At 62.9% G+C, this 21,670-nt stretch carries 27 protein-coding genes and 1 tRNA gene; 18 read left to right on the forward strand and 10 right to left on the reverse strand.

The window, feature by feature from the left end; translation table 11 throughout:
• Nucleotides 1–3: 3 nt before the first annotated feature.
• Nucleotides 4–1,485: a pyruvate kinase gene (gene pyk / locus ACX80V_RS07755; RefSeq protein ID WP_485842642.1), complete on the forward strand. Its 1,482-nt coding sequence runs from the start codon at nucleotides 4–6 to the stop codon at nucleotides 1,483–1,485.
• Nucleotides 1,486–1,610: 125 nt separating this feature from the next.
• On the opposite strand, the gene ACX80V_RS07760 is transcribed toward pyk, so the two are convergent.
• On the reverse strand, nucleotides 1,611–2,216 hold the full coding sequence (locus ACX80V_RS07760; RefSeq protein ID WP_056345656.1) for an ANTAR domain-containing response regulator: 606 nt from the start codon (nucleotides 2,214–2,216) through the stop codon (nucleotides 1,611–1,613).
• 204 nt (nucleotides 2,217–2,420) lie between these two features.
• Between ACX80V_RS07760 and ACX80V_RS07765 the strand changes: the two genes are divergently transcribed.
• The 4 genes from ACX80V_RS07765 (at nucleotide 2,421) to ACX80V_RS07780 (ending at nucleotide 4,696) form a co-directional block, all read left to right on the forward strand.
• Nucleotides 2,421–2,502: transfer RNA gene (locus ACX80V_RS07765), tRNA-Leu, on the forward strand.
• Between the two features lie 87 nt (nucleotides 2,503–2,589).
• On the forward strand, nucleotides 2,590–3,720 hold the full coding sequence (locus ACX80V_RS07770) for a tyrosine-type recombinase/integrase (protein ID WP_485842643.1): 1,131 nt from the start codon (nucleotides 2,590–2,592) through the stop codon (nucleotides 3,718–3,720).
• Nucleotides 3,721–3,851: 131 nt separating this feature from the next.
• Nucleotides 3,852–4,124, forward strand: coding sequence for a hypothetical protein (locus ACX80V_RS07775; RefSeq protein ID WP_485842644.1), 273 nt, complete (start codon nucleotides 3,852–3,854; stop codon nucleotides 4,122–4,124).
• A 137-nt stretch (nucleotides 4,125–4,261) separates the two neighbouring features.
• On the forward strand, nucleotides 4,262–4,696 hold the full coding sequence (locus ACX80V_RS07780) for a hypothetical protein (protein WP_485842645.1): 435 nt from the start codon (nucleotides 4,262–4,264) through the stop codon (nucleotides 4,694–4,696).
• Between the two features lie 350 nt (nucleotides 4,697–5,046).
• Here ACX80V_RS07780 and ACX80V_RS07785 read toward each other — a convergent pair whose 3' ends face one another.
• Complete coding sequence (locus ACX80V_RS07785) at nucleotides 5,047–6,396, reverse strand: alpha/beta fold hydrolase (RefSeq protein WP_485842646.1); 1,350 nt, start codon at nucleotides 6,394–6,396, stop codon at nucleotides 5,047–5,049.
• A 102-nt stretch (nucleotides 6,397–6,498) separates the two neighbouring features.
• Between ACX80V_RS07785 and ACX80V_RS07790 the strand changes: the two genes are divergently transcribed.
• A complete protein-coding gene (locus tag ACX80V_RS07790; RefSeq protein WP_485842647.1) occupies nucleotides 6,499–7,452 on the forward strand; it encodes a helix-turn-helix domain-containing protein in 954 nt (317 codons plus the stop codon).
• Nucleotides 7,453–7,583: 131 nt separating this feature from the next.
• Here ACX80V_RS07790 and ACX80V_RS07795 read toward each other — a convergent pair whose 3' ends face one another.
• The 3 genes from ACX80V_RS07795 to ACX80V_RS07805 form a co-directional block, all read right to left on the reverse strand.
• Nucleotides 7,584–8,132, reverse strand: a complete 549-nt coding sequence (locus tag ACX80V_RS07795; protein ID WP_485842648.1) for an AMIN-like domain-containing (lipo)protein — start codon at nucleotides 8,130–8,132, stop codon at nucleotides 7,584–7,586.
• A 278-nt stretch (nucleotides 8,133–8,410) separates the two neighbouring features.
• Complete coding sequence (locus ACX80V_RS07800; protein WP_485842649.1) at nucleotides 8,411–8,536, reverse strand: hypothetical protein; 126 nt, start codon at nucleotides 8,534–8,536, stop codon at nucleotides 8,411–8,413.
• Nucleotides 8,537–8,603: 67 nt separating this feature from the next.
• Nucleotides 8,604–9,305 (reverse strand): DUF6994 family protein, encoded by a 702-nt coding sequence (locus tag ACX80V_RS07805; RefSeq protein ID WP_485842650.1) that lies wholly within the window; start codon nucleotides 9,303–9,305, stop codon nucleotides 8,604–8,606.
• Nucleotides 9,306–9,678: 373 nt separating this feature from the next.
• Here ACX80V_RS07805 and ACX80V_RS07810 point away from each other — a divergent pair, with 373 nt between their 5' ends.
• The 4 genes from ACX80V_RS07810 to ACX80V_RS07825 all read left to right on the forward strand — a co-directional run bounded on the left by ACX80V_RS07810 (nucleotide 9,679) and on the right by ACX80V_RS07825 (nucleotide 10,975).
• Nucleotides 9,679–9,945, forward strand: coding sequence for a recombinase family protein (locus ACX80V_RS07810; protein WP_485842651.1), 267 nt, complete (start codon nucleotides 9,679–9,681; stop codon nucleotides 9,943–9,945).
• Between the two features lie 113 nt (nucleotides 9,946–10,058).
• Complete coding sequence (locus ACX80V_RS07815; protein ID WP_485842652.1) at nucleotides 10,059–10,376, forward strand: hypothetical protein; 318 nt, start codon at nucleotides 10,059–10,061, stop codon at nucleotides 10,374–10,376.
• Between the two features lie 39 nt (nucleotides 10,377–10,415).
• Nucleotides 10,416–10,811 (forward strand): nuclease-related domain-containing protein, encoded by a 396-nt coding sequence (locus tag ACX80V_RS07820; protein WP_485842653.1) that lies wholly within the window; start codon nucleotides 10,416–10,418, stop codon nucleotides 10,809–10,811.
• Nucleotides 10,730–10,975, forward strand: a complete 246-nt coding sequence (locus tag ACX80V_RS07825; RefSeq protein ID WP_485842654.1) for an SHOCT domain-containing protein — start codon at nucleotides 10,730–10,732, stop codon at nucleotides 10,973–10,975. The genes ACX80V_RS07820 and ACX80V_RS07825 overlap by 82 nt, the downstream gene beginning before the upstream one ends.
• A 169-nt stretch (nucleotides 10,976–11,144) precedes the next feature.
• Here the strand turns inward: ACX80V_RS07825 and ACX80V_RS07830 are convergent, their stop codons facing one another.
• Nucleotides 11,145–11,627: a hypothetical protein gene (locus ACX80V_RS07830; RefSeq protein WP_485842655.1), complete on the reverse strand. Its 483-nt coding sequence runs from the start codon at nucleotides 11,625–11,627 to the stop codon at nucleotides 11,145–11,147.
• A 282-nt stretch (nucleotides 11,628–11,909) separates the two neighbouring features.
• Between ACX80V_RS07830 and ACX80V_RS07835 the strand changes: the two genes are divergently transcribed.
• Nucleotides 11,910–12,629, forward strand: a complete 720-nt coding sequence (locus tag ACX80V_RS07835) for an endonuclease/exonuclease/phosphatase family protein (protein WP_485842656.1) — start codon at nucleotides 11,910–11,912, stop codon at nucleotides 12,627–12,629.
• A gap of 203 nt (nucleotides 12,630–12,832) precedes the next feature.
• Nucleotides 12,833–13,222, forward strand: a complete 390-nt coding sequence (locus tag ACX80V_RS07840) for a hypothetical protein (RefSeq protein ID WP_485842657.1) — start codon at nucleotides 12,833–12,835, stop codon at nucleotides 13,220–13,222.
• 94 nt (nucleotides 13,223–13,316) lie between these two features.
• On the opposite strand, the gene ACX80V_RS07845 is transcribed toward ACX80V_RS07840, so the two are convergent.
• Complete coding sequence (locus ACX80V_RS07845) at nucleotides 13,317–14,345, reverse strand: AAA family ATPase (RefSeq protein ID WP_485842658.1); 1,029 nt, start codon at nucleotides 14,343–14,345, stop codon at nucleotides 13,317–13,319.
• Nucleotides 14,346–14,473: 128 nt separating this feature from the next.
• Between ACX80V_RS07845 and ACX80V_RS07850 the strand changes: the two genes are divergently transcribed.
• The 4 genes from ACX80V_RS07850 to ACX80V_RS07865 all read left to right on the forward strand — a co-directional run bounded on the left by ACX80V_RS07850 (nucleotide 14,474) and on the right by ACX80V_RS07865 (nucleotide 16,538).
• Nucleotides 14,474–14,725, forward strand: coding sequence for a helix-turn-helix domain-containing protein (locus tag ACX80V_RS07850; protein ID WP_485842659.1), 252 nt, complete (start codon nucleotides 14,474–14,476; stop codon nucleotides 14,723–14,725).
• Nucleotides 14,726–15,058: 333 nt separating this feature from the next.
• Complete coding sequence (locus ACX80V_RS07855; protein WP_485842660.1) at nucleotides 15,059–15,583, forward strand: hypothetical protein; 525 nt, start codon at nucleotides 15,059–15,061, stop codon at nucleotides 15,581–15,583.
• A 93-nt stretch (nucleotides 15,584–15,676) separates the two neighbouring features.
• Entirely contained in the window at nucleotides 15,677–15,961 is a 285-nt protein-coding gene (locus ACX80V_RS07860) for a hypothetical protein (protein WP_485842661.1), read from the forward strand.
• Nucleotides 15,962–16,067: 106 nt separating this feature from the next.
• A complete protein-coding gene (locus tag ACX80V_RS07865) occupies nucleotides 16,068–16,538 on the forward strand; it encodes a hypothetical protein (protein ID WP_485842662.1) in 471 nt (156 codons plus the stop codon).
• A 117-nt stretch (nucleotides 16,539–16,655) separates the two neighbouring features.
• Here ACX80V_RS07865 and ACX80V_RS07870 read toward each other — a convergent pair whose 3' ends face one another.
• On the reverse strand, nucleotides 16,656–17,375 hold the full coding sequence (locus ACX80V_RS07870; RefSeq protein WP_485842663.1) for a DUF6994 family protein: 720 nt from the start codon (nucleotides 17,373–17,375) through the stop codon (nucleotides 16,656–16,658).
• Nucleotides 17,376–17,714: 339 nt separating this feature from the next.
• On the opposite strand from ACX80V_RS07870, the gene ACX80V_RS07875 reads away from it, so the two are divergent.
• Nucleotides 17,715–18,383 (forward strand): recombinase family protein, encoded by a 669-nt coding sequence (locus tag ACX80V_RS07875; RefSeq protein ID WP_485842664.1) that lies wholly within the window; start codon nucleotides 17,715–17,717, stop codon nucleotides 18,381–18,383.
• Between the two features lie 33 nt (nucleotides 18,384–18,416).
• On the opposite strand, the gene ACX80V_RS07880 is transcribed toward ACX80V_RS07875, so the two are convergent.
• Both ACX80V_RS07880 and ACX80V_RS07885 read right to left on the reverse strand, forming a co-directional pair.
• Nucleotides 18,417–18,872: a hypothetical protein gene (locus ACX80V_RS07880; protein WP_485842665.1), complete on the reverse strand. Its 456-nt coding sequence runs from the start codon at nucleotides 18,870–18,872 to the stop codon at nucleotides 18,417–18,419.
• A gap of 454 nt (nucleotides 18,873–19,326) precedes the next feature.
• Nucleotides 19,327–20,433: an IS110 family RNA-guided transposase gene (locus ACX80V_RS07885; RefSeq protein WP_485842666.1), complete on the reverse strand. Its 1,107-nt coding sequence runs from the start codon at nucleotides 20,431–20,433 to the stop codon at nucleotides 19,327–19,329.
• Nucleotides 20,434–20,946: 513 nt separating this feature from the next.
• On the opposite strand from ACX80V_RS07885, the gene ACX80V_RS07890 reads away from it, so the two are divergent.
• Nucleotides 20,947–21,651: a GIY-YIG nuclease family protein gene (locus ACX80V_RS07890; RefSeq protein ID WP_485842667.1), complete on the forward strand. Its 705-nt coding sequence runs from the start codon at nucleotides 20,947–20,949 to the stop codon at nucleotides 21,649–21,651.
• Nucleotides 21,652–21,670: the final 19 nt, after the last annotated feature.

The raw sequence follows: 21,670 nt of genomic DNA on the forward strand, positions 1-21,670 counted from the left end.
TATATGAGACGCGCTAAGATTGTGGCCACTTTTGGCCCGGCAATTGCCAGCTTTGAGAACACCCTCGCGGTGTTGGAAGCCGGTGTAGATGTTGCCCGGATGAACATGAGTCACGGTGACTACTCCGTGCACGACAGCACCTACGAGAATGTCCGCAAGGCAGCAGCCCAGCTGAGCAAGCCTGTGGCAATCATGGCTGACCTGCAGGGGCCCAAGATCCGTCTTGGCCGCTTTGTGGACGGCCCCCATGTCCTGGCCGAGGGTGACATCTTCACGATCACCACCGAAGACGTTCCGGGCACCAAGGAGATCTGCTCCACCACGCTGAAGAGCCTCACCGAGGATGTCAACGTGGGTGATGCCCTGCTGATCGACGACGGCAAGGTTGCCCTGCGGGCGATCGAGGTCGACGACGTCAAGGTCGTCACGGAGGTAACCGTCGGCGGGACGGTGTCCAACAACAAGGGCATCAACCTTCCCGGCGTTGCGGTCAACGTCCCGGCGCTGAGCGAAAAGGACGAGGACGATCTCCGCTGGGCCATGCGCCGCGGCGTAGACATGGTTGCACTGTCGTTCGTTCGCGACGCCTCCGACATCACCCGCGTGCACGAGATCATGGACGAGGAAGGCCGCCGTGTGCCGGTCATCGCCAAGATCGAAAAGCCGCAGGCAGTGGACCAGCTGCACGAAATCATCGACGCCTTCGACGCCATCATGGTGGCCCGTGGCGACCTCGGTGTGGAACTTCCGCTCGAGGAAGTGCCGATCGTGCAGAAGCGCGCCATCGAACTGGCACGCCGCTGGGCGAAGCCGGTCATCGTGGCCACGCAGGTCCTCGAATCCATGATCGACAACCCGCGCCCCACCCGTGCGGAGGCCTCCGACTGCGCCAACGCCGTTCTCGACGGTGCAGACGCCGTTATGCTCTCCGGCGAGACCAGCGTGGGTAAGTACCCGATCGAGACCGTCAAGGTCATGGCAAGGATCATTGAATCCACCGAGGTCCACGGCCTGGAACGCGTTCCGCCGCTGGGCACCAAGCCCAAGACCCGTGGTGGCGCCATCACCCGCGCCGCCGTCGAAATCGCCGACCAGCTGGATGCAAAGTACATCTGTACATTCACCCAGTCCGGCGACTCCGCGCGCCGCCTGTCGCGGCTGCGTCCTATCAGGCCGGTATTCGCGTTCACTCCGTTGGAGCACGTGTGGAACCAGCTGGCGCTGACCTGGGGCATCCAGCCGGTGCTGGTTCCCATGGTGGGCCATACTGACGAGATGACCGCGCAGGTTGACCGCAGCCTGCTGGAATTGAAAGTGGTGGACGACGGTGACCTGGTGGTCATAGCCGCCGGTTCGCCTCCCGGAAAGGCCGGTTCCACGAACATGCTGAAGGTTCACCGGGTCGGAGACCTGGGCGACGCCGGCAGCCTAGGCGGCGAAGCTGGTGCACCCAGGGAAAAGCTCGGTCCCTGGCCGACGGCATAGCAACTTAAGAGGAAGGACCCCTGCCGGTTGGCAGGGGTCCTTTCTTTAGTCTCCGGGCGTCCGGTGATTGAGCTTGTCCGGTGATTGAGCTTGCCGAATCCTCGGCAAGCTCAACCTAGAAGCTTTTAGTTGACCTGGTTGATGATGGTTTCGGCGACCTCGCGCATGCTGAGGCGGCGGTCCATGGAGGTCTTCTGGATCCAGCGGAAAGCCTCCGGCTCCGTCAGGCCCATCTTGGTGGTCAGCAGGCTCTTGGCGCGCTCGACGAGTTTGCGGGTGGCGAACTGCTCCTGCAGGTCCGACACTTCGCTTTCGAGGGCCTTGATTTCCTCGTGGCGGGAGAGCGCGATTTCCAGGGCCGGGATGAGGTCCGCCGGGGTGAAGGGCTTGACCACGTAGGCCATGGCGCCAGCGTCGCGTGCGCGCTCCACGAGTTCCTTCTGGCTGAAAGCCGTCAAAAGGACCACGGGGGCGATTCGGGCCTTGACGATCTTTTCGGCTGCGGTGATGCCATCCATAATCGGCATCTTGACGTCCATCAGGACGAGGTCCGGCTTGAGTTCCTCGGCGAGCTGCACGGCCTTCTCCCCGTTGTCTGCTTCGCCCACCACGTCATAGCCTTCGCCGCGCAGGATCTCGATGATGTCGAGTCGGATGAGGGTTTCATCCTCGGCCACAATGACGCGGCGCGCCGGCTGGGACGTGGGTTTTGACTCCGTTTGTTCAGTCACGGGATCTCCTTGGAAAGGTACGGCGGGAACATCACCATCTTAGGTGCGCCCGCGGCCGTAGTTTGATCTGCATGGTCTATTGCGGCGTCAGCGGCGCGATTCTGGAATTCAGCCTATCTGCATGTAGAGTAATTCCGCGTACGTGAAGCGATCGCGTTGCTCACAATCAGCTGTGGGCGTACCGGTTTGCACAGCGTATTCCGCGCCCGAGTGGCGGAATTGGCAGACGCGCCGCACTCAAAATGCGGTATCGAAAGGTGTGTGGGTTCGAGTCCCACCTCGGGCACAGTGTTACCGCAGGTCAAAGGCCTGTTTTCTCGTTGCATGTTGACAAATCCGCCCAAAGTGTTGACAGCGGCGTACCGTCTTCTATGTGGCCAGCATTCGAAAACGCACCAAAAAGGACGGCACATCGTCCTACATGGTGTTGTGGCGGGACCCGAAGAGCCGCGAGCAGCAGGGGCTAACAGTCGCCACTCTCGTCGAAGCTGAGACCCTGAAGAGGCTTCTGGACGCCAACGGACAATCCTTCGAGATTGCGCAGCATGCCATCCTCTCCAACGAGAAGCGCACACCCACCGTCGCTGAAGTCATCCAGGAGCACATTGACCTGCTGATCCGTCCGTCGAGCGGAACCACCAAGACGTACCAGACCATGCTTGACCTGCATATCCGGAACGTCATCGGCCACGTGCCGGTGGACAAGCTCGATTACCGTCTGATCGCGCACTGGGTGAAGTCGATGATGGCCAAGGGCAAGGCGCCGAAGACCATCCACAACGTGCACGGCTTGATTTCCGCCGCCATGAATACAGCGGAGATGCTGGGCTACATCTCGCGGAACCCTTGCCGCGGTGTGCAGCTTCCCGGTATTGAAAAGGCCGAGGACGAAGCGATGTTCCTGACCCATGCCGAGTTCAGTCTCATCATGGAAGGGATGGGGGAGCGGTACAAGGCCTTCACCAACTTCCTGGTTATGACCGGTACCCGCTTCGGAGAAGCCACGGCTTTGACCGTGGCGGACGTTGATCTGCTCTCCAGGCCGCCAACTGCGCGGATCAACAAGGCCTGGAAACGGGACGGGCAGTCGAAGTTTTACGTTGGTGCCACGAAGACCGGTGCAGGCAAACGCACCATCGGGCTGAACCCGGCCCTAGTCGAACTGTTGATCCCGCTGGTGGCAAGCAGGCCCGGCAAGGAACTTGTGTTCACGACGCCCACCGGCGGCCGAATCATCCACAAGCTCTACTGGCACCACTACTGGGTCCCAGCCGTCCGAACGGCCCAGGCTATCGGCCTGGCTAAAAATCCACGGATCCACGACCTCCGCCATACCCACGCTTCCTGGCTGATCCAGGACGGCGTTCCCTTGTTTACGATCTCGCGCCGGCTGGGGCACGCCTCCACGAGGACCACGGAGCAGGTCTACGGGCATCTGATGCCGGAGGCTTTGCAGGCGGGTGCTGATGCGACTGAGCGGTCCATAACGGCTTTCCTGCGGTGACTGCCGCTGCTCAGCGTGGCGTAACCGGTGTCCACCTCTGTCAGCGTTTGGTTCACTAGCGCTCCCGGTCATGTCGAATGGTCTCCACTCGGCCATGAAAGTGAAAATATCGCCTTCCTTTTGGAGGTCCCGTGGACATCGAATTCTTTGAACCCTCCGAAGCAGCCGCCCTGATGCGCTGCACGGAGTCATGGCTCCGCGACGGCGCCACCAGCGGACGCTTCCCCCATGCGTGCTGGGGAAAGGGGAAGATCATTTTCACTTCCGAGCACATTCTGGAAATCGCAAAGCTGAGTGAGATCCTCCCCAGCAGCAGTGCGTCACTGCTCTCTGTCAGTCGGCCGGCGGCAAAGGAACGGCTTATCGGTACCCGCTCGAAGGTCCGACTGGCCACGGCGAACTGAGCGAGGGGGGCCGCTAAACATCCGGCCATGGCTCTAATTTGGGAGCACCGATAGACGTCCGGAGCACATTATGCGAGAGGACCCAGGAATCGCTGTGTGTGGACCGGGACCATGGACGCCCTTGCCTACTACAGGCAGTGCTGGACGTTTGCGTAGAACTACAAGATGCAAACAGATGGACCGCGAAGATCACCCGCTCTGCCGCCAAAGCGATAGTCACTGCAACCGCCCTTCTTCTGGCCGGGTCCCTCACCGGTTGTGACGCCGCTGCCAACGCCTTTGACGTCATTGAGTCCGCTTCCAGCAGTGCAGCCGATGCGCCCTCCCCGGTAGTCCCGGCCTCTGCTGATGAAGTCGCCAAAGCTCTCGTCCAACTGGAGGGCATCCCTGTAAAGGGTCGCGCCCCGAAGACGGGCTATACCCGCGATGAGTTTGGACCTGCCTGGGCTGACGTTGATCATAACGGCTCCTTTGACTTCATCCCTCACGCCTTCCGCGGGCTGAGCCGCAGCGAGGTCTCCTGGCGGATCTCGGACCATTACCCGCTCTGGTGCGAGTTCCTGCTGGCCTGAGCTGCAACGGGCCCGAACGAAGTCGGCCAATGTTCTATTGAACGAACATCTGAATCCGGCCTTCCAGTCACTGGCGGCGTCCGGCGGCGGATGGACCTATTCCATCGAAGCCCAGCACCGGGTACCCGGGACCGCCTGGAAAGGGGCCCCAGCCGCTAGCCCCCACCAAAGCCGCTGGCTGCTTAACGACTCGGACAGAAGCCGCTGATCCTCTCGTGTATCAGCGCGAGCTTCACGAATCCTCAGCCGTCTGCTCAACCGAGAGACCGCCTCACTCCCAACCCAGCATGCGCGCGCTAGTGGCAGAAAGCGAACGTCGCCGGCAAAGCGGGTCCCGGGCTTGCCCTGTCCTACGGGAGCGGGGTGGCAGTCCGTACAGCGGAGACGACCTCGAGGATTCCGCGTGCGGCCGCGGCCCCGTCATCTGGATCAGTGATAAAGGACGCATGGCTGGCACCGGCGATGACCCGGTGCAGGCTGTTGGTCGAGAGTAAGGCAAGGGCTTCCTGCGAAGCGTCCCAGCCGGGCTGATTGCCGATGGTTGCCGTCAGAACTACCAGCGGTTTGTCGGTGAAGCTTTTCAGGGCGGCAGCATGCTGCACCGAGGCCCCTGCACGCAGGTACTCGTCGGCCGTGCTCACCAGGTGGCTGGGTGTCACCCCGAGCAGCCGGCCCACGCCGAGTCCCCCTGCAGCTGAGGCCAGTGCGGAGACACGGCCGATCGTGTCGTCGGAGTCCGGGCGAGTGCCGTGCGCTGATTCCGGTTCCGAGGCCGGAGCGGTTGAGTCCACCAGGACCATTCCGGCTACTTCATTGGGATAGCGGGCGGCGAAGGTGAGTGTGTAGAGGCCACCGAACGAGTGCCCCGCCAGCACATATGGTCCGGGGGAGTTCCCGCGCTGCAGCAACGTGTGGAGATCGGCCGCGATCTGCTCGGCGTCCTGCGAAGTGTTGGCCGGGTCGCTCCATCCACGCCCTGCCCGGTCGTAGACGCAGACCCTTGTGTCACGGGCAACGGCCGGCGCTATCCATCCGAGGTCAGAGGACATTCCTCCTGCCCCTGGTTCGATCACGACGGTAGGACTGCCGGAGCCGGTGCAGCTCAGGTACAGACGGTGCCCGCCGACGTCGATCAGCTGCCCTTGGGCCGGAGAGGGCCCTCTAGCCCCGACTGCGCCGACGGTTTCGAACGCTCCGCCCACTGAGGCCAGGGCGAGCACCCCCATCACCGGGTAGAGCAGGAAGCGTCCGGTCCGGCTACGAAGCTGCCGATGGGTTTGCAGAACCATCCAGACGGCTAATACCAGCAAGGCGGGGGGCCACACCCAGGCCAGCACTTCCTGAGCTGGGGAGCCGAGCGCCACCAGGAGGAAACCGCCAAGTCCCATAAAGAGTGCCGGAACCACGGCCCACTTCTGTGGCTGAGCGGTAAACCTCAGCGTGAGAGCAGCCAACAGAGCCCAGCCCAGCGCAAGCCCCAACAAGATGCCACCGGTCACGCCGCTCTCGGTTGCCCGAACGAACGGTGCGGCCGCCAGCACGATTGCAGCAAGACCCCCGGCAACCAAGGAGCCGGCCACAATCCAACCGGGGTGTCCCTTCTGTGAAGGATCAACGCCCGGCCCACGGTCCTGGCCTGCTGAACTGGCTCCCGTGGGGGCCGCGGCCACCGTCTTCTGTTCCGCCGAAAAGATTGTCATGAGCTCATGCTGTCATTCAGCAGCAGCCAAAATGTGGGGCAAAAATACCCCCTATGGAAAGGATTCTGCCCGCCTGGCGCCACAGTGACTACAGTGGGCCCTATGCACCGAGTCGTTGCGCTTGCACTGCCGGATGTGGTCGCTTTCGACCTTGCCATTCCAGCGCAAGTTTTCGGCCACAAGGATGAACACGGACGGTACTCCTTCCGGGTCTGCGCAGCCCTGCCGGGCCTGGTGCCGACAACGTCCGGTTATTCCATCCAGGCCCTTGATGGCTTAGAGGCACTCCTGTCCGCGGACACTGTCGTGGTGCCAGGCTACGAACCGCTCAACGACCCGCCGCCAGAGGTCTGCGAAGCCCTGCGTCAGGCAGCAGGCAACGGAGCCCGCGTGGTGTCGGTGTGTACAGGGGCCTTCGCTCTTGCTGCTGCAGGTCTCCTGGACGGCAAGCGGGCAACCACCCACTGGAGAAACGCCGAGCGCCTGCAGACCCTGTATCCGGGCATCACCGTCGATGCAGACGTCCTGTACATTGACCAAGGCAGCGTCAGCACTAGTGCCGGGGTCGCCGCAGGCATCGACCTGTGTCTGCATCTGGTCCGCAAGGATTATGGAACTGAGGCAGCCAACAGCATCGCACGGCGGATGGTGGTGGCCCCGCACCGGGAAGGGGGCCAGAGCCAGTTCATGGAGCGTTCTGTGGCGGCACCCCTGGCCCGCTTCTCCGACACCTGCGCCTGGGCCCGGCAGAACCTGGCTGCGCCGCTCACGGTCGACGAGATGGCCGCCCACGCAGGCTGGGCGCCTGGCAGCTTCACCCGGAAATTCACGGTCGAAGCTGGGATGACCCCTCTGAGGTGGCTGAACGATCAACGTCTCGCCGAAGCCTGCAGGCTCCTGGAAACCACCGACCTCACAGTGCAGACAGTAGCCTCAAGGACCGGCCTGGGTACGACAGCAAACTTCCGGCTCCACTTCGAACGGAAGCTCAACACCACACCCTCCAGCTACCGCCGCCTCTACCAGGGCAGGAACCGGAAAGCTGCACCAGCCTAGGAGGCAAAGCTAGCCAGACCGGGTTCCGGCGCCAATAGCGACTGGCCTGCAATGGCCCTCTGGACAGTCCGGACCGGACAGAAAAGATGCCGCACGCCGGATCAGGGGCGTGCGGCACCTTCTCGATTCCGTCACCAGAAGTGGGCGACGTCCACTATCAGCCGGGAACCGGACCCTGGCCCCTCGAGGGTGAAGACCCGGAAGGGCAGTCGGGCGCGAACGCCCAGGCCGATGCTGGTGGAACCCTCGAAGCTTCCGGCGTAAACCACTTGCCGGAAGGTCTGGTAGCCGGCCACGTTGGACAGCTCGGCCTTCGCGGCCGGGTTGTAGGTGACGTTGCTATTGCTGTCATAGGAGGGTGCATTCACAACGACCTGCAGGCGTGCGTTGCCGTAGACCGGGATCGTGAACCCGGTGCCGTCCTGGATGATCTCCGGGACGTACCGGACCGTGTAGCCCTTGGCTGGGCCGTTAAGGTCGACCACCATCCGGTCGAAGCAGGACTGCTGCCCCGTCCGCACGTTGGTGACGGATGCTGAGCTCATCTCGGGCGCGGCCTTATTCTGAGATCCCCATGCGAGCCCGCAATAGGAGGTGGCTGCCGAAGCGAGCCCGGGAGCCAGGATGCACAGCCCAATGGCGGCCAGAAGCGCCGTGAGCCAGAGGAGGAGTTTCTTCATTGGGGTGCCATCCAGATAGGTGGTGCGGTTGGATAGCTCAAGACTAGGGAGTGCCAAGCCCCAAAACGAGGGTTGTTGCCGCTTCGGGGCGGAACCGTAAAGAACACCGCATCCGGGTCACGCGCCAGTAAATCCGGGGGCTATTTGTCGGCCGTCTTAACCATTTCGGTGCCGCTTGCGCACCAGGCCGTTATGCCCGGTAACGGCGCGCTATGGCCGTCGCCGTCGTGGTGTTGGGACCCGTCAGGCCAAACACCAATAGGCTGCGCCTGCCGGCATCAGGCGCATTCCAGTTTGGCGAGGCGTTCGCCGATGCGGCTGCCGGTGCGGCGGGACTTCGGGCAGCTGTCCATCCACCTCTCCAGCACGGCGATCTCTTCTGCCTGGGTTTGGCACGGTTCCACGAGCGAGGTCTCCTATGACAGCTCTAGGGCCCACCTGGTGGAGTTCTGGTCCCACGCGATCCGCCCGTCACGGCTGGTCATCGATCCTCCTGTTGCGGGCGCGAATGAAATCGTTGCTGCGTCGTAAGTAGCTGATGTATTCCTTCTCGCCACTGGGAACGGCTGCTGATGTACTGAAGCCCTCGTCAAATGGGTGGAAGAATGCAACCTTCTTGTCGTCGTTGTCTACAAGGAGGTCCTGCAGGAGGAAGAAGTCGACGTATCCGCGGAAGTTCTTGAACAGTGCGAAGAAGCCCTCGTAGCGTGCCAGTGGCTTTGCAAGGGGGTTCGGCAGCTCACCAAGATAGTGCCGACGGATGCACTCCAAAGTTAGGTCGGGGCGGTCGACGATCCTGCGGTGGAATCCGCGCGCACCATTGATCGTCATCTTTCCGTCGATCTTGTTGCCCGGGAACAGGAGAGCGCTTCCGACCGTGTAGCCGATGTGTTCCGGCAGGTTCTCGGCTGGGATCGAGCGTATGACCCTCGCAGCCCTGTAATGCAGTCTGGTGGTGAAGGCTTCGCTGGCGAGGAAGAAGACACCTCGTGCGGACCGGTGCACTAGATAAGCGCCGGGCTCGGGTGTCAGTTCGAACCGCGTGTCAGAGTCGGGCAACTCTTTGTTCCACAGCAGCTGGTGGTACGCGACCAGAGTCGGGCTGAATCTATCAGGGTCCTTGCCGTCGCCATCGGAGTGGAAGTCGAAGGTGGTGTCAATGCCTGCAGTCATTCAGTGCCCCTCGTGCTCTACGCGTCTTCGCGGTCATGACATTCGCCAGTTCAATTGCGGTCAGTCGACCACAGAACGTGGTGGAGATCCACCTCAAAGCCGTCCGTGTCGTAGAGCAGGCTGCGGCTGCCGTGCCAGGGGCTGGGATGAGATTTGACTCATCGCTGAATGTCCTGAGGGACGAGCAGGGGCTGCCATCTTCGCGTCGCGAACCGGAATGCCCGGACCGTCTCACGAACTATAGGTGATAGGACAACTGCTCCAGGACCTGCACCGATGTCCTGGGAGAGCCATAAATGTCTCACCAACCCGGTACAAGTTGTTGTCTCAGGTTTCCTCAAGGACACCCGGACCGCGACACGGAGAGTCAACGATGAAACTCGGATACGCCCGCATCTCCACCACCGACCAAGACGCCTCCATGCAGGTCGAGGCCCTCATCTCGGCTGGCGTCGATCCCAAACGAATCTTCACCGACGAGTTGTCCGGCTCCCGGGAGGCGAAAGAAGGCCCCGGCATGAAGGCCCTGATGGACTATGCCCGGGAGGGTGACGATGTCTACTTCTGGCGCTTGGACAGGGTTGGCCGTTCCGTCCGGCGGAAGGAATGCACCGACTGCGAGGAACCGCTGAACAGCTGAACAGCCGCCGACCCTGTGTCTGCGCATGTTTCCTGGTGGAGACCAATAAAGGGGACGCAGTGGACAAGTTCGCGTGGATGGATTCGGGAACCAGTCAGAACCAAACGGGACAGGTGGCGATCGCTCTTGCGGAACCGCCGGCTCCGAAGTTCGTCTACAACCCGTGGAAGACGAAGGACGTCCGCGGGCTGTACATCAACCTGGCGGGCGGGACAAAGGTCGGCTACCTCGATCTGGCCACCCTCGATGGCGTCCCCGAAGTTGCTGCGACAGCTGATTTGCTGCAGCGCGCTCTGGCCGGCCTGTCCCCGGTAACCGCCGCCCGGCGCTTCATCCAGGTCGCACAGTTCGGTGACGCACTTGGGAAGAGCAAGCAGGAACCTGTTTACGCCCTTCCCTGGACCGACCTTTCCGCTAACCGTCCCGGATAGCTCATCGAGAACCAGGACGAGCCCTCCTACCGGGCCGGGGTGGCAGGGGAGCAGCGCACCGCCGGTATCCTGGCCGGCTTGGAGCGCAACGGCTACAGAGTTCTGCGCTCGATTCCGCTCAGCCCGCGAAAGGATGTCGATCACCTGGTCGTTGGCCCGAAGCGGGCCGGCGACTGGAAGGGCAGACTTCCATCAACGAGCTGCTCGACGAGCCGGTCGGCACCCAGCACATCCAGCTGGCGCTCCCCATCCATCTCCAGCTCGAGTCAGGAATCTTCCGCAGCCTCGCCTGACGCACGCGATCCCACGTCGGCACCATCGCTTACGCGATGTCAACCGGTCGTAAGAGCAGCATGTCAGAGGCCTACAGTGCCGCTGCGCCGGGGCAGACCGGCATCTACTGGGGCATCATCGGGTTCGGCCTCGCAATCGTGACCCTCGGTGCCGTGCTGCGCTCCGTTGCGAACCGGCAGCCTGCTGTCGTGACAGCCCCGGTGTCCGTTGCAGATGAGTTGAACCGCCTGGACAACCTCCGCCAGCGTGGGATCCTCACCGACGCCGAGTTTGAGGCGCAGAAAGGCCAGCTGCTCCGCAGATGAACGCCCCCTCCTGATAGTGGGCGGGGAGACGGAGGGCCGACGCCGCACACATTAGGGGCCCAAGTTCACCCCAGCTGGATGACGAGAGGATGGTCCTAACGCACGGCATCTTTCGCCAAAATTCTTTCCGGTCTCGATGCGGCAGAGCGCGAACCTGAACCAGATCGTATTACGCCTTAACGTCTCTGGCAGCTGGTGCGGCTGAGCGTTGGGTTCCTCCAGACCACATGAGGTATCCCGCGACCACCATGGCCAACCCGAACGGGATGTACAGGAGGACGGCAGCACTCTGTTCATTTGCGAAAACAAGTGCCACTGAGCTGACGATGAAGAAGATCGCGAGCCACCGGGGGAGAACGCCGGAACGAAGGACGAAGATCCCGATGAGCAAAAGTCCCACCGCCACAACAGCCATGGCTGGAATGGCAATGAATGGCATCACGGGGAGGTCGCCGTTGAAGAACAATGACTGGATCACTCCGACGGCCAGGAGCGTGGCGAGACCAATTGCCACCAGGAGCATTCCGGCAGTTGCCTGTTTGGTGCGGCCCTGGGACCGTCGTGCCATCAGTATGAGTCCCGCGATGCCCACTACCAGCAGGACCGATGCGGTAACGACTAAAAATGAAACGAGGCCTGTTGTGGTGCGCATAGCTCTCGTAGCGCATTCCTGGCCAAGGCAGCCGTGGGGCTGCAGCGAATGAAGGGAGGCCCCGAGAACCCACAGCACCCCGCCGAGTATCGCCGCCGCGCCGGCCCATTTCGGAATCTGCTCTGACCAGAAACTGTCGAAACTTTGCCGGGCCATGATCCACCGCCATCTCTCAGGAGACCATTAGCATGTTTTCCTATGATGGCCCTGGCATAAACCGTCGTCAACATCGTCATTCATGGGCCGCAAGGCCCTTCCGCCCGGCCCTGGTGAAGTGAGGTCTTGCGGCGTGGGCTGCCTGCTAATTCATCAGGGGCGCTTGGCGACCTGACCGCCAAATGGGTGGCCGGGCCCAAAGACTCACCGAAGCGGGACTGGCACGCTATCGCCTGCCTGGCGGCGGTCATCTCCCGGTTCGACGTCGTCGCCGTCCAGGAATCCCGCCGCAACCCCAAAGCCCTCAAACACCTGCTGGCCACCCTCGGCCCGCAATGGCAGGTCATCATCTCGGACGTGACCGAAGGCTCCGCCGGCAACGGCGAACGGCTCGCCTACGTCTATGACACCGACCGGGTACAGCCCTCAGGCCTGGTCGGTGAGATCGTGCTGCCACCCATCGGGGATAACCCGGCCCGCCAGTTCGCCCGCACCCCGTACACGGCCAGCTTCATGAGGGCCGGTGTGGAATTCACCCTCGCATCCGTGCACGTGCTCTGGGGCAAGAGCCCCGCCGAGCGCCTGCCGGAGATCACCGCGTTCGCCGAATGGATGCGGGCCTGGGCGGTCCGGCCCAATGACTGGAACTCGAATCTCATGGTGCTCGGGGACTTCAGCCTGGACCGGGTCGGCGACCCCCTTTACGAGGCGTTCATCGCCACAGGTTTGTGGCCGCCGACGGAATTGGACAAGGTCCCCAGGACCATCTTCGACAACGACAAGACCAACCACTTCTACGACCAGATCGCCTGGTTCTCCAAAGCCGACGGCACTTCCCTGCTCTAAGGACTCACCTACGCGCAACGGGCCGGATCCTTCGACTTCATCCCGCACGCCTACCCGGGCCTCAGCCGCAGCGATGTGTCCTGGCGGATCTCTGACCACTACCCGCTCTGGTGCGAATTCCGAACAGCACCTGGCCACCTGGCGTGACCCGTACGGCAACGTCGGCTACGGGCCCCTCTAAACTCAGGTGAGGGGTGAAGGCCATGTCTGAAGGTAGTCGCCGGTGGACCGGGACCATTGCGTGGATCCTGCTCGTCCTCACCTCGATGGTCCTGATCGGCTACGGGATCGGGCGCGCCGAATGGCATATCTGGCTGCCGAATCCGGCCGATCAGGAAGAGACCTGGATCGGTAGCCGCTACATCTTCGCCGGCTGTGCGCTGTCCCTCGCGGCCGCCGCGTGGTCACACCTTCGTGGCAACCCAGTCTGGGTGACCGTATGCGTTGGACTGCCAGGGCTTCTCGTCGGCTGGGCGGCACTGGAGGACCCCTACAACCTGCTGCGCCACCTGGCCGCCGTCGTCGCGTTCCCGCTGTCCCTCGCCGGGGTCGCCGAAGTGATCCGGGTGCGTGGTCGCCGGCAAAGAGGCTAGAACTCCGTCCTCCGGTTGCACCACAGTGGGATAGTTGTGCTTTTCCCGCTCGGGGGCGGTACGTGCATTCGCCTGACAGCCGCCGCGGATCCGGTCAGACCAGCCAGCGCCACCAGCGTGGCCGCTCCGGTTCCGGCGTCGGCTCCGGCTCCTCGCCCAAGGCCAGCGCGGCCTCGACGATGTCGTCCGCGGTGAGCGTCATGACGGCCTCACGATCGAGCGCGTCGAGACTTTGTTCCTCGTCGAGCGACAGCCGCAGCGCCTGGCGGTTGAGCGCCTGCTCGAACAGCGTGCGGGCGAACCGTGCGTTGCCAGAGTCCTCGCCCGCGTGGAGCCCGGCCAGGATGCGGCGCAGCATCTGGTTGGCACCCGGCTCCAGCGTGTACTCGTGCTGGGCCAGCATCTGGTGGAAGATCGTCTGGAGTGCGTCGACGGAGTAGTCGGGGAACGTGATCTCGCGGGCGAACCGGGAGCGCAGTCCGGGGTTCGAGAGCAAGAAGGACTCCATCAGCCGCGGGTACCCGGCCACGATCACGACCAGGCGGTGGCGGTGGTCCTCCATCCGCTTGAGCAGGACCTCGATGGCCTCGGGGCCGAAGTCCATCCGGCCGTCCTCCGGGGCCAGCGCGTAGGCCTCGTCGATGAACAGGACGCCGTCCAGCGCACGCCGGATCACCCGGTCCGTCTTGATGGCGGTCGCGCCGACGTACTGCCCCACCAGGCCCGAACGGTCGACCTCGACCAGGTGGCCTTTCTGCAGCAGTCCGACCGCGCGGTACATCTCGGCCAGGAGCCGCGCCACGGTGGTCTTGCCCGTGCCCGGGTTTCCGAGGAACACCAGATGCTGTGATGTGGCCACCTCCGGCAGGCCGTGCGCCTTACGGCGGGCCTGGACCTGGAGCAGTGCCACGAGGGCCCGCACCTGTTCCTTCACGGTCTCCAGCCCGACCAGCGCGTCGAGCTCGGCCTGCACCTCTGACAGCGGCCGGGCCGGCCCGGGCCTCGCACCGATGAGATCTCCGACCAGGTCGTCAACGCGCTCCGAACCGTGCAGCCTGAGCTGATCGGTCAGATGGCCGATGGTTTCCCGCAGGTCGTCGAGCGGATGGCGGCTGGCAGCCATGCATCAACTGTAATACTCAAGACCCGACCGGGACGGGGTTGGCCTCACAAGTATCAACTCCCTTTTGGTCATTGAGCTTCTAAATCTGAGGCCACGGGCCGCCCAACCCAAACACATAGGATGATCCGGTGATCGACGAACCCAAGAAGCTGCGTTTCCTGACCATTGCGCAGGCGGCCGAAGAGCTCAATGTGAACCATAACCAGATCCGGGCCCTGCTCAGGACAGGGGAGCTTCGCGGAATCCAGGTCGGCGGCCGGGGCCTGTGGCGCATCGGGGCCAACGACATCGAAGACTTCATCGCTGAGGCTTACCGGCAAACGGCAGAACGCATCGCCACCGGCGAGCTCAAGGATGAGGGAGAATCTGAGCCCGAGTAGCTCCTGCAAACGCTCTGCAGCATATGGCATGATCAGTCCAGCAAGACCGCTATGAAGATGGCGACTGTAGGCAGGTGTGAACCGTTCGGTCAACCGAACGAAGGACCCCGCGATGGCCTGTTAGAAAAACCCGTACGCCACCCAGCACCTGGCCCTGCGTGCCCTGGAAGCGATTTGCTCCAGTGGGAAAGCCCGGCAAGCAGCCGGTCCGCGCCTACCCCTGCCAGCACTGCCACAGCTGGCACCTGACCTCCAAGAAGCTCACCGGCAAAGTGCCGAAATGGGAACGCCGACTTTCGTTGACCGGTGGTTGACGGGGGCTACGCTGAGGCTGTGGAACGGGCGCTGCTGGACCAGGTTATCCAGACCGATTACGGGCAATTGGACCTTTCGTGGGGCGAGGACGGCTTCTTTGACGGGGACTTTGACCGCTCATACCAGGGCCAGGTCAACGGCTTGGTGGGCGCTGCCCATCCGCAGGGGGTGCACGTCAACCTTGCCAGGCGCTCGGGCGGCTCGCCCGTTCGCATGGCTCTGCTGGATGCCGAGCCGGGAAGCGATGACGGGCAGTGGAAGGACGTCGTCGAGGTATCCATCACGCTCCCGGAAGGACACGAGATGGTCTGGAGTACCTGGGCGGGCGAGAACACCGGGCCCATAGACATTCCGCCCGGTTCCTACCGGCTGCGTGTCAGTGCCAAGGGCCGGGATGAAGGGCACCTCGGGGAGTTCGCCGAGGGCACGGTCGATGAATACCTCCTTCAACTCTGGCCCGCACCATGGCAGCCCGATGCAATACTCCGTATCGGGAGCGAGAGCGCCAGGTACTGGCATCAAGAAGTTGGCAGCCGCCGGTAGGGGTGGCGCCCCTCTGACCTTTCGGCGTAGCCACATCAAGGACACGCCAACCGGCTCCACAAGACTGTCAGTGCCCGGGAGCACCATGGATTTATGACGGCTCCAACGGTTGAGGCGGCGATCCATGAACTGATGGATTTCGTCTGGAATGTTGTCTATGACCTGCTCGAGGAGCGGGGCCTGCTCGGTGACGGGCTGGAGGTTCAGGAGTACACCGGGATCCATTCCTGGGTGGAAGACCTGACCCGCTACACCGTGGTCCACTCCCGGACGGTGGCGGTCCTGTTCGTGGACACCCGGCCCGTGGACGCCATCGTGTTCCACCACGACCTGCTGGGCGCCGACGATCCGAAGAGCATCTTCAGCATTCCTGGATAGTGGGGAGCGCTACCGACTGTCAATCTGTTCTGGTGGCCCAGTGCCCGTAGAATGCACAGGGCTCGGGGCGGGGAGTCCCGCGGTGACTACCGCACACATGTAGCCCATGACCAAGATCCACGTACCCACCCTCAACGTTTACCTGCCTGGCCACGAGGAGCTTGCACCCGGACTGCCGGAAGAGCGTTGCGTACTGACAGCAGAGGCCAGGGACAGCCTTCCCAAAGGCACCATCACCGTCGGCGCTGACGACTGCTTCGCTGTCGCCGATGGGCAGGGAGGTTTCCATGACGTAGGACTGGCGGGGACCTACCCGCCCGAAGAGAGTGTGATCCTTCCGGCCTACATCATTGCCGGTCCGGGCCTGCCCGCCCTGATCACCGGCGGCGGGGCGGTCATCTCAAGTCAGGCCGAGGTGGACCAGATGGATTTCCCGTTCCATGCCATTGACGCGAACGGCTCCCTGTTCGCCCGGGAATGGCTCGACAACTGGGAGGCCTTTGGACCGTTCATCTGGGAGACGGCCGGCCAAGCCGAGGCATTCTCGCCGGCCTTTCCCATCACCGCCTGGCTCTAGCTGTAGCGGCAAATTACGCGGGCAGCCCTTCATGTGCACCAGAGGCGACCTTGCCAAATCAGCTCGCCTCACCCGGCTGCCGGGTAAGGAGGCCGCAACCTCAGCGCGTACGGCTTTTCAGCTGGGAGCCCTGCACGGTTCTGCGGCGATCCTGGCGTTGCGGGCGCTGATAAAACTGTTGCTGTTGGCCAGGTACTTCAGGTATTCAGTCTCGTCCTGGGGTACAGCCGGGGTTTTGAAGTCATCGAAGTCGTGGAAGTAGTCGATCGTCCCGTCATCCTTCAAGAGGTCCTGCAGCAGGAAAAAGTCGACGTACCCTTTGAAATCGCAGAACAGGGCGAAGAATTTGTCGTATCTGTCCAGGACCTCTTCGAGGGGACTCCACTCCTGGCGGCCCTCGTAGTAGCGCTTGATGCATTCCAGGGTCAGGTCGAAACGGTCAGCGATCTTGCCGTTAAGTCCGCGGGCACCGTTGATGGTCATCTTCCCGCCGACTCTGTTGCCCGGGAACACGATGGAGCTTCCGACCGTGTAGCCGGGCCACGCTGGCAGGTCCTCTGGCGGAATGTTCCGGATGATGCGCCGTGCCCGCTTCTTCAGCCTGGTGGTGATGGCGTCACTGGCCATGAAAAAGACGCCATTCGAGGACCTGTGCACAAGGTATGCCCTGGATTCCGGTGTCAGATCGAAGCGCCCTTCTCCGCAGGGGAGATCCTTGCTCCACAGCTTCCGGTGATAGTCCTTCAGAGTCGGGCTGTACTTGTCAGGGTCTTTCCCTTGGGCATCCGAGTTGACGTTAAAGGTCGTGTCAATGCATTTCGGCTTCTCATGGTCCATCAGGTGTCCCCCTGCTCGTCTGGCTCCGCGGTCACGACATGGCAGGAGCGGCGGGCCGAACCAGCATAGCCGGCGGCCGGAATGCTCTCCTGCGTCGCATTGATTATCTCTGTGGCCCACTGGGAGGGCGGTACTTACGGAGTGCGACACGGCCTGGGCGCCGCGGACTCGAGGAAACAGCCTCCGACCGTCTCACGAACTCTAGTTTGGTAACACGTACCCAAGAACCCCGGAATTGCGCTGTTTTCGGGCCAAAAGTGTCCCACCAAGTCGGTCTCACTTGTGCTGTCTCACAAACCCTCGAGGCATAATGACACACCCCCGAACTAGCATGTGCGCATGGGACTCGTATTGGGATACGTCAGGACATCGACAACCGATCAGCACGGCAAGATGCAGTTCGAAGCGCTCATCGAGGCGGGTGTTCCGGAAGAGCACATCTACTTTGATCAGCTCTCGGGGGCGAAGGCTGCCAGGGATCGGCCGGCTCTCTCGAAGCTGCTGGGCTATGCCAGGGACGGGGACACTGTCCTGGTCTACAGGATCGACAGGCTGGGCCGGTCCCTCATTGACGTTCTGAACACGGTTGATCACATGCAGAAACGGGGGATCGCATTGCGTTCCCTGGTGGACGGGATTGACCCGAGTAATGCTGCAGGTCGGATGCAGTTGGCCCTGTTCGCCACCCTGGCGGAGTACGAACGGGAGCTGATCAACGAGCGGGTGCGGGCCGGTGTCATGGCGGCCAAGGCGCGCGGGGTCCGCTTCGGCCAGAAGCCCGTCAAGCAGGACACGGTGGAAGACAAGCTCGGCGTCGCCCGCCGACTCCTGTCCGAGGGGAAGACGGCGGATCGGGCGGCCGAGACGGTCGGCTGGTCCCGGTCCACCCTGTACCGCTACCTGAAGCAGTACGGTGCCGAGCAGCCCGAGGCGGATGAGTCACGGATCGTCCTGGGCCGGGGCCGTTCCCAGTACGCGGACAGCAAGCCGCTCCCCGCAAGGGACTGACAAGGTCGGGGAGCGGCCCCCGGGTTTCCCGCGCTACTGGCTCCAGCCGCTGGCGCGCAGCAGGGTCGGCAGTTGAACGGTGCGTTGAAACGCCGAGGGCTTCCAGCCGGTGACTTCCTGGATGAATCCGCCAGTTTGGGTGCGTTCAGCGTTCCATGCTTTGTCTTCGACTGGCAGGCGGAGCCAGTTCAGGCGTTCGCCGGAGTCAGAGTGGGTTGGCCAGCGGTAGAAGGTCAAAAAGTCCTCGTCGCGGTCCAAGAAAGGGACGCCCTCGCCCATCGAAAGCGACCAGTGGATCTCCAGGTCTTCCTCGTCGCCGACTGCGGCGAGCCAATTTTGGAACAGATCCGCCGCAGGTGTCTCTGGGCCGTAATGGTCGGAGATTTGCTCGTGATCCAGCCTCCAGACGAGGACGAGTTCCTCACCCTTTCGGGAGGCGGGTCCGGGTCCGTGCTGGATGCTCTCAAAGTCCCAGGCATTGGCGAGCATGTAATCTCCGTCGTTTAAGCGATACCGGCGTCCCCGGCAATGAAAGCCTAACCGAGCCCGGCTGGCGCAGAGGCAATGAATACGTCGGTCGCAGCCCCGGGTGCCAATGACGACCCCAACCGGCCTACGCATGCTTGTGCCAGTAGCCGACTGATATGTAGAAGAGGTTGTCAAGAGGCCAGTGGTGAGTGGCTCCCGGCTTGGATGTTGGGGGCCACTCTGCGTTGGGTGCCGTCCGGGTGTTGGGGGGCGTGCTGGCGAGTCTTGTTTTTCGACTGCAGTGTCGGACTGATATTCGCGGGTTGGTTACCGCATGACGATTGTTCGACTGGGGCGTATCGCTGTCTAAATTCGAGCGTCGACGGTGTGGCCCGTTTGCTCATAGTCGGCCTCTAGAGTTAACCCCAAAATGCTGCCACGTCACGCCCCGCCAACCACCCGGAAGGCACGTTTGTCAGGCCGCGTGCATGCTTTCCCCTTGCTGCAGCGGCGCGGCCAGGGACCAGCACCAGCCGGCCAGTTCCCTGGCGATCGCGGTGTTGGCCGTGACTGACCTTTTCTTCCGGGCGTCGAACACTTCCCATTTATGGTGGAGCCGGTGGTTGCCTTCCAGGGCCCGGATCCGGGTGGCCGGGCCGACCAGGTCCAGCTGGCGCACCAGGCGCAGCCCGGGCCGGGAGTAGGGGCGTTTGTGCTGCCAGGCCGCCTCGATGAGGAGTTTCCGGGCGTATTTGCTGCCGGCTTTCGTGATCGGGCCCTGGTGGCGGGATTGGCCCGAGGATTGCTCGCTGGGCACCAGCCCCAGGTAGGAACCGATGCTCGATCCGGTGAAGCGGGTCCAGTCCCCGATTTCCACGGCGAGTCCGAACCCGGTCGTCGTCTGGATGCCGCGCAGGCACATCAACGCGTCGATCACCGGGGCGTACTGGCAGTCTCTGGCGGCCGCCGCGACGCGCTGGTCAATGCGTTTCAGGTGCGCTGCGAGCAGTTCGGCCTGCTCCACATCGGCTTCGTAGGTGAACTGCAACACCGGGGAGTCAAAATGCTGCCGGTGCAGCCACAGCACATGTTCCTTCGTCCACTTGCTTTGCTCCGGATACCTGATGCCGTGCCGGAGCAGGATCGCGTTCACGTGCTGGCGGGCATGGGCGAGGTCCTTCGCCGCCGTGGCCCGCAGCCGGGACAGGTCCCGGAGGTCTTCCTGATCCCGCGTCGGGACCCGCACATGCGTGACCTGGCCAAGGGCGAGCATTTCAGCGAGCAGGCGGGCATCGCGCCTATCGGTTTTGACCTTGTCGCCCGGGGCGCGAAGCAACTTCGAGGACGCCGCGACCACGCAATCGATGCCGGCCTCGCCCAGGTACCGGGCCAAAACGTATCCGGTGGGGCCGGATTCATACACCACCTTCACCGGAGGTTCGCAGCGGCGGATCCACTCCAGCACCACCGCCGGGTGGGAGTCCATTTTCGCCTGCACCAGCTCTCCGGTATCCGGGCTCAGCGCGCAGCCAACAACGGAAACCGCGTGAACATCGAGCCCGATGAAAGTATGCTCAAACATAGCCGGGACCTCCCAAAACTCACATGTGGCACTACCATTGCATCTCTCCCAAGGCCGATAGACCAGGAGGTTGGTCAGTGGCAACCCACGGACCCTGTGAAACAGAAGGCCCCGGCCTTCACAACATCGTCTTGGACCTTTCCTGCCCGCCCGGACAAAGGCCGATTCCGCCGGGGCCATAGGCCCCGCAGCGCCACATTGACACGATGGATACGCGTCATATCAGGCTGGCGCTGCGCGGCTGCCCGGCGACAATGGGCCGCTCCGGACGGGCAGGAGACTGAACGTCCCTCACTTCATATCGTCTAAGGAGTACGTCATGGACGCCTTTGCCTGGGCAAGGCCGACCCCAGCTGCGCAACCGCAAGCCGTGTCAGTGACCGCTGAGCAGAGCGTGGCCAGCCGCTGCCGGGAGACGCCCAAGACGCCTAGACTCCGGGTATGTATGCGAGGGAATTGTCTCCGGCTGAGTGGGCCAGTCTCCAACCCATCAGGAAACCGAATCCAAAGCCTGTGCCGCCTGTCGATCACCTCGGCGAACGGATCCAGGCAGGGAAGTACGGCCACCGTCTGACCCGTGAGCTGTACGCCGTCGTCAACAAGAAGCCCACGGGCAGGATCTACAGGGAACAGGTGTCCGCGGAATTCTGGGAAGCCCAGGACTGGGCATACGAGGACGCGGACCATACGGTGCTCTCGGATGAATTCTGCATACTTCAGCGTGAGGCCGCCCTGGAGAATTTCGACCTGAACATGGCCTTCTTCGCCCAACTCCCTCAGGAGTCCTTCAACACCGCGCTGAACGAAGTCCTGGAGAAGAACAAATCGATGCGCCCCGTCCTGGACCTGACAACCCTGGACGGCAAAGAGGGCGTCTACGTCATGGTGCTGGACGGCTACCGGCAGGCGTATGTCGGCCAGACCTCAGACATCCGGGCGCGCATCAAATCGCATTGGTCCGGCACGAAGCAGTTCGACCGTCTCCTGTGGGGGCACAAGCACGAGTCAGTCCTCTCGATCGACGCTTTCCGGGCCCTGGACACAACCCGCATTTTCGCCGCGCGAACGACCCGTGGCTTCCGGCTGGAAGAACGGCTCGTGGACACCATCCCGCCGGACTACCTCCTCAACCGCATCGGCGGCGGGGAGATGAATGGGTTCCGGTCGATGTTCATCGCGGCCGAGTTAAAACGCCGGCAGCTGGCACCAGACACGTAACGGCGCTCCCGCATCCCTG

The organism is Pseudarthrobacter arbutini (assembly GCF_054510915.1).

Excerpts from the sequence above, each read along its gene's own strand:
- pyk (WP_485842642.1), top strand. The coding sequence starts at position 4 with ATGAGACGCGCTAAGATTGTGGCCACTTTTGGCCCGGCAATTGCCAGC.
- ACX80V_RS07785 (WP_485842646.1), bottom strand. The coding sequence starts at position 6,396 with ATGACAATCTTTTCGGCGGAACAGAAGACGGTGGCCGCGGCCCCCACG.
- ACX80V_RS07790 (WP_485842647.1), top strand. The coding sequence starts at position 6,499 with ATGCACCGAGTCGTTGCGCTTGCACTGCCGGATGTGGTCGCTTTCGAC.
- ACX80V_RS07795 (WP_485842648.1), bottom strand. The coding sequence starts at position 8,132 with ATGAAGAAACTCCTCCTCTGGCTCACGGCGCTTCTGGCCGCCATTGGG.
- ACX80V_RS07805 (WP_485842650.1), bottom strand. The coding sequence starts at position 9,305 with ATGACTGCAGGCATTGACACCACCTTCGACTTCCACTCCGATGGCGAC.
- ACX80V_RS07810 (WP_485842651.1), top strand. The coding sequence starts at position 9,679 with ATGAAACTCGGATACGCCCGCATCTCCACCACCGACCAAGACGCCTCC.
- ACX80V_RS07825 (WP_485842654.1), top strand. The coding sequence starts at position 10,730 with ATGTCAGAGGCCTACAGTGCCGCTGCGCCGGGGCAGACCGGCATCTAC.
- ACX80V_RS07830 (WP_485842655.1), bottom strand. The coding sequence starts at position 11,627 with ATGCGCACCACAACAGGCCTCGTTTCATTTTTAGTCGTTACCGCATCG.
- ACX80V_RS07840 (WP_485842657.1), top strand. The coding sequence starts at position 12,833 with ATGTCTGAAGGTAGTCGCCGGTGGACCGGGACCATTGCGTGGATCCTG.
- ACX80V_RS07845 (WP_485842658.1), bottom strand. The coding sequence starts at position 14,345 with ATGGCTGCCAGCCGCCATCCGCTCGACGACCTGCGGGAAACCATCGGC.
- ACX80V_RS07860 (WP_485842661.1), top strand. The coding sequence starts at position 15,677 with ATGACGGCTCCAACGGTTGAGGCGGCGATCCATGAACTGATGGATTTC.
- ACX80V_RS07865 (WP_485842662.1), top strand. The coding sequence starts at position 16,068 with ATGACCAAGATCCACGTACCCACCCTCAACGTTTACCTGCCTGGCCAC.
- ACX80V_RS07870 (WP_485842663.1), bottom strand. The coding sequence starts at position 17,375 with ATGGACCATGAGAAGCCGAAATGCATTGACACGACCTTTAACGTCAAC.
- ACX80V_RS07875 (WP_485842664.1), top strand. The coding sequence starts at position 17,715 with ATGGGACTCGTATTGGGATACGTCAGGACATCGACAACCGATCAGCAC.
- ACX80V_RS07880 (WP_485842665.1), bottom strand. The coding sequence starts at position 18,872 with ATGCTCGCCAATGCCTGGGACTTTGAGAGCATCCAGCACGGACCCGGA.
- ACX80V_RS07885 (WP_485842666.1), bottom strand. The coding sequence starts at position 20,433 with ATGTTTGAGCATACTTTCATCGGGCTCGATGTTCACGCGGTTTCCGTT.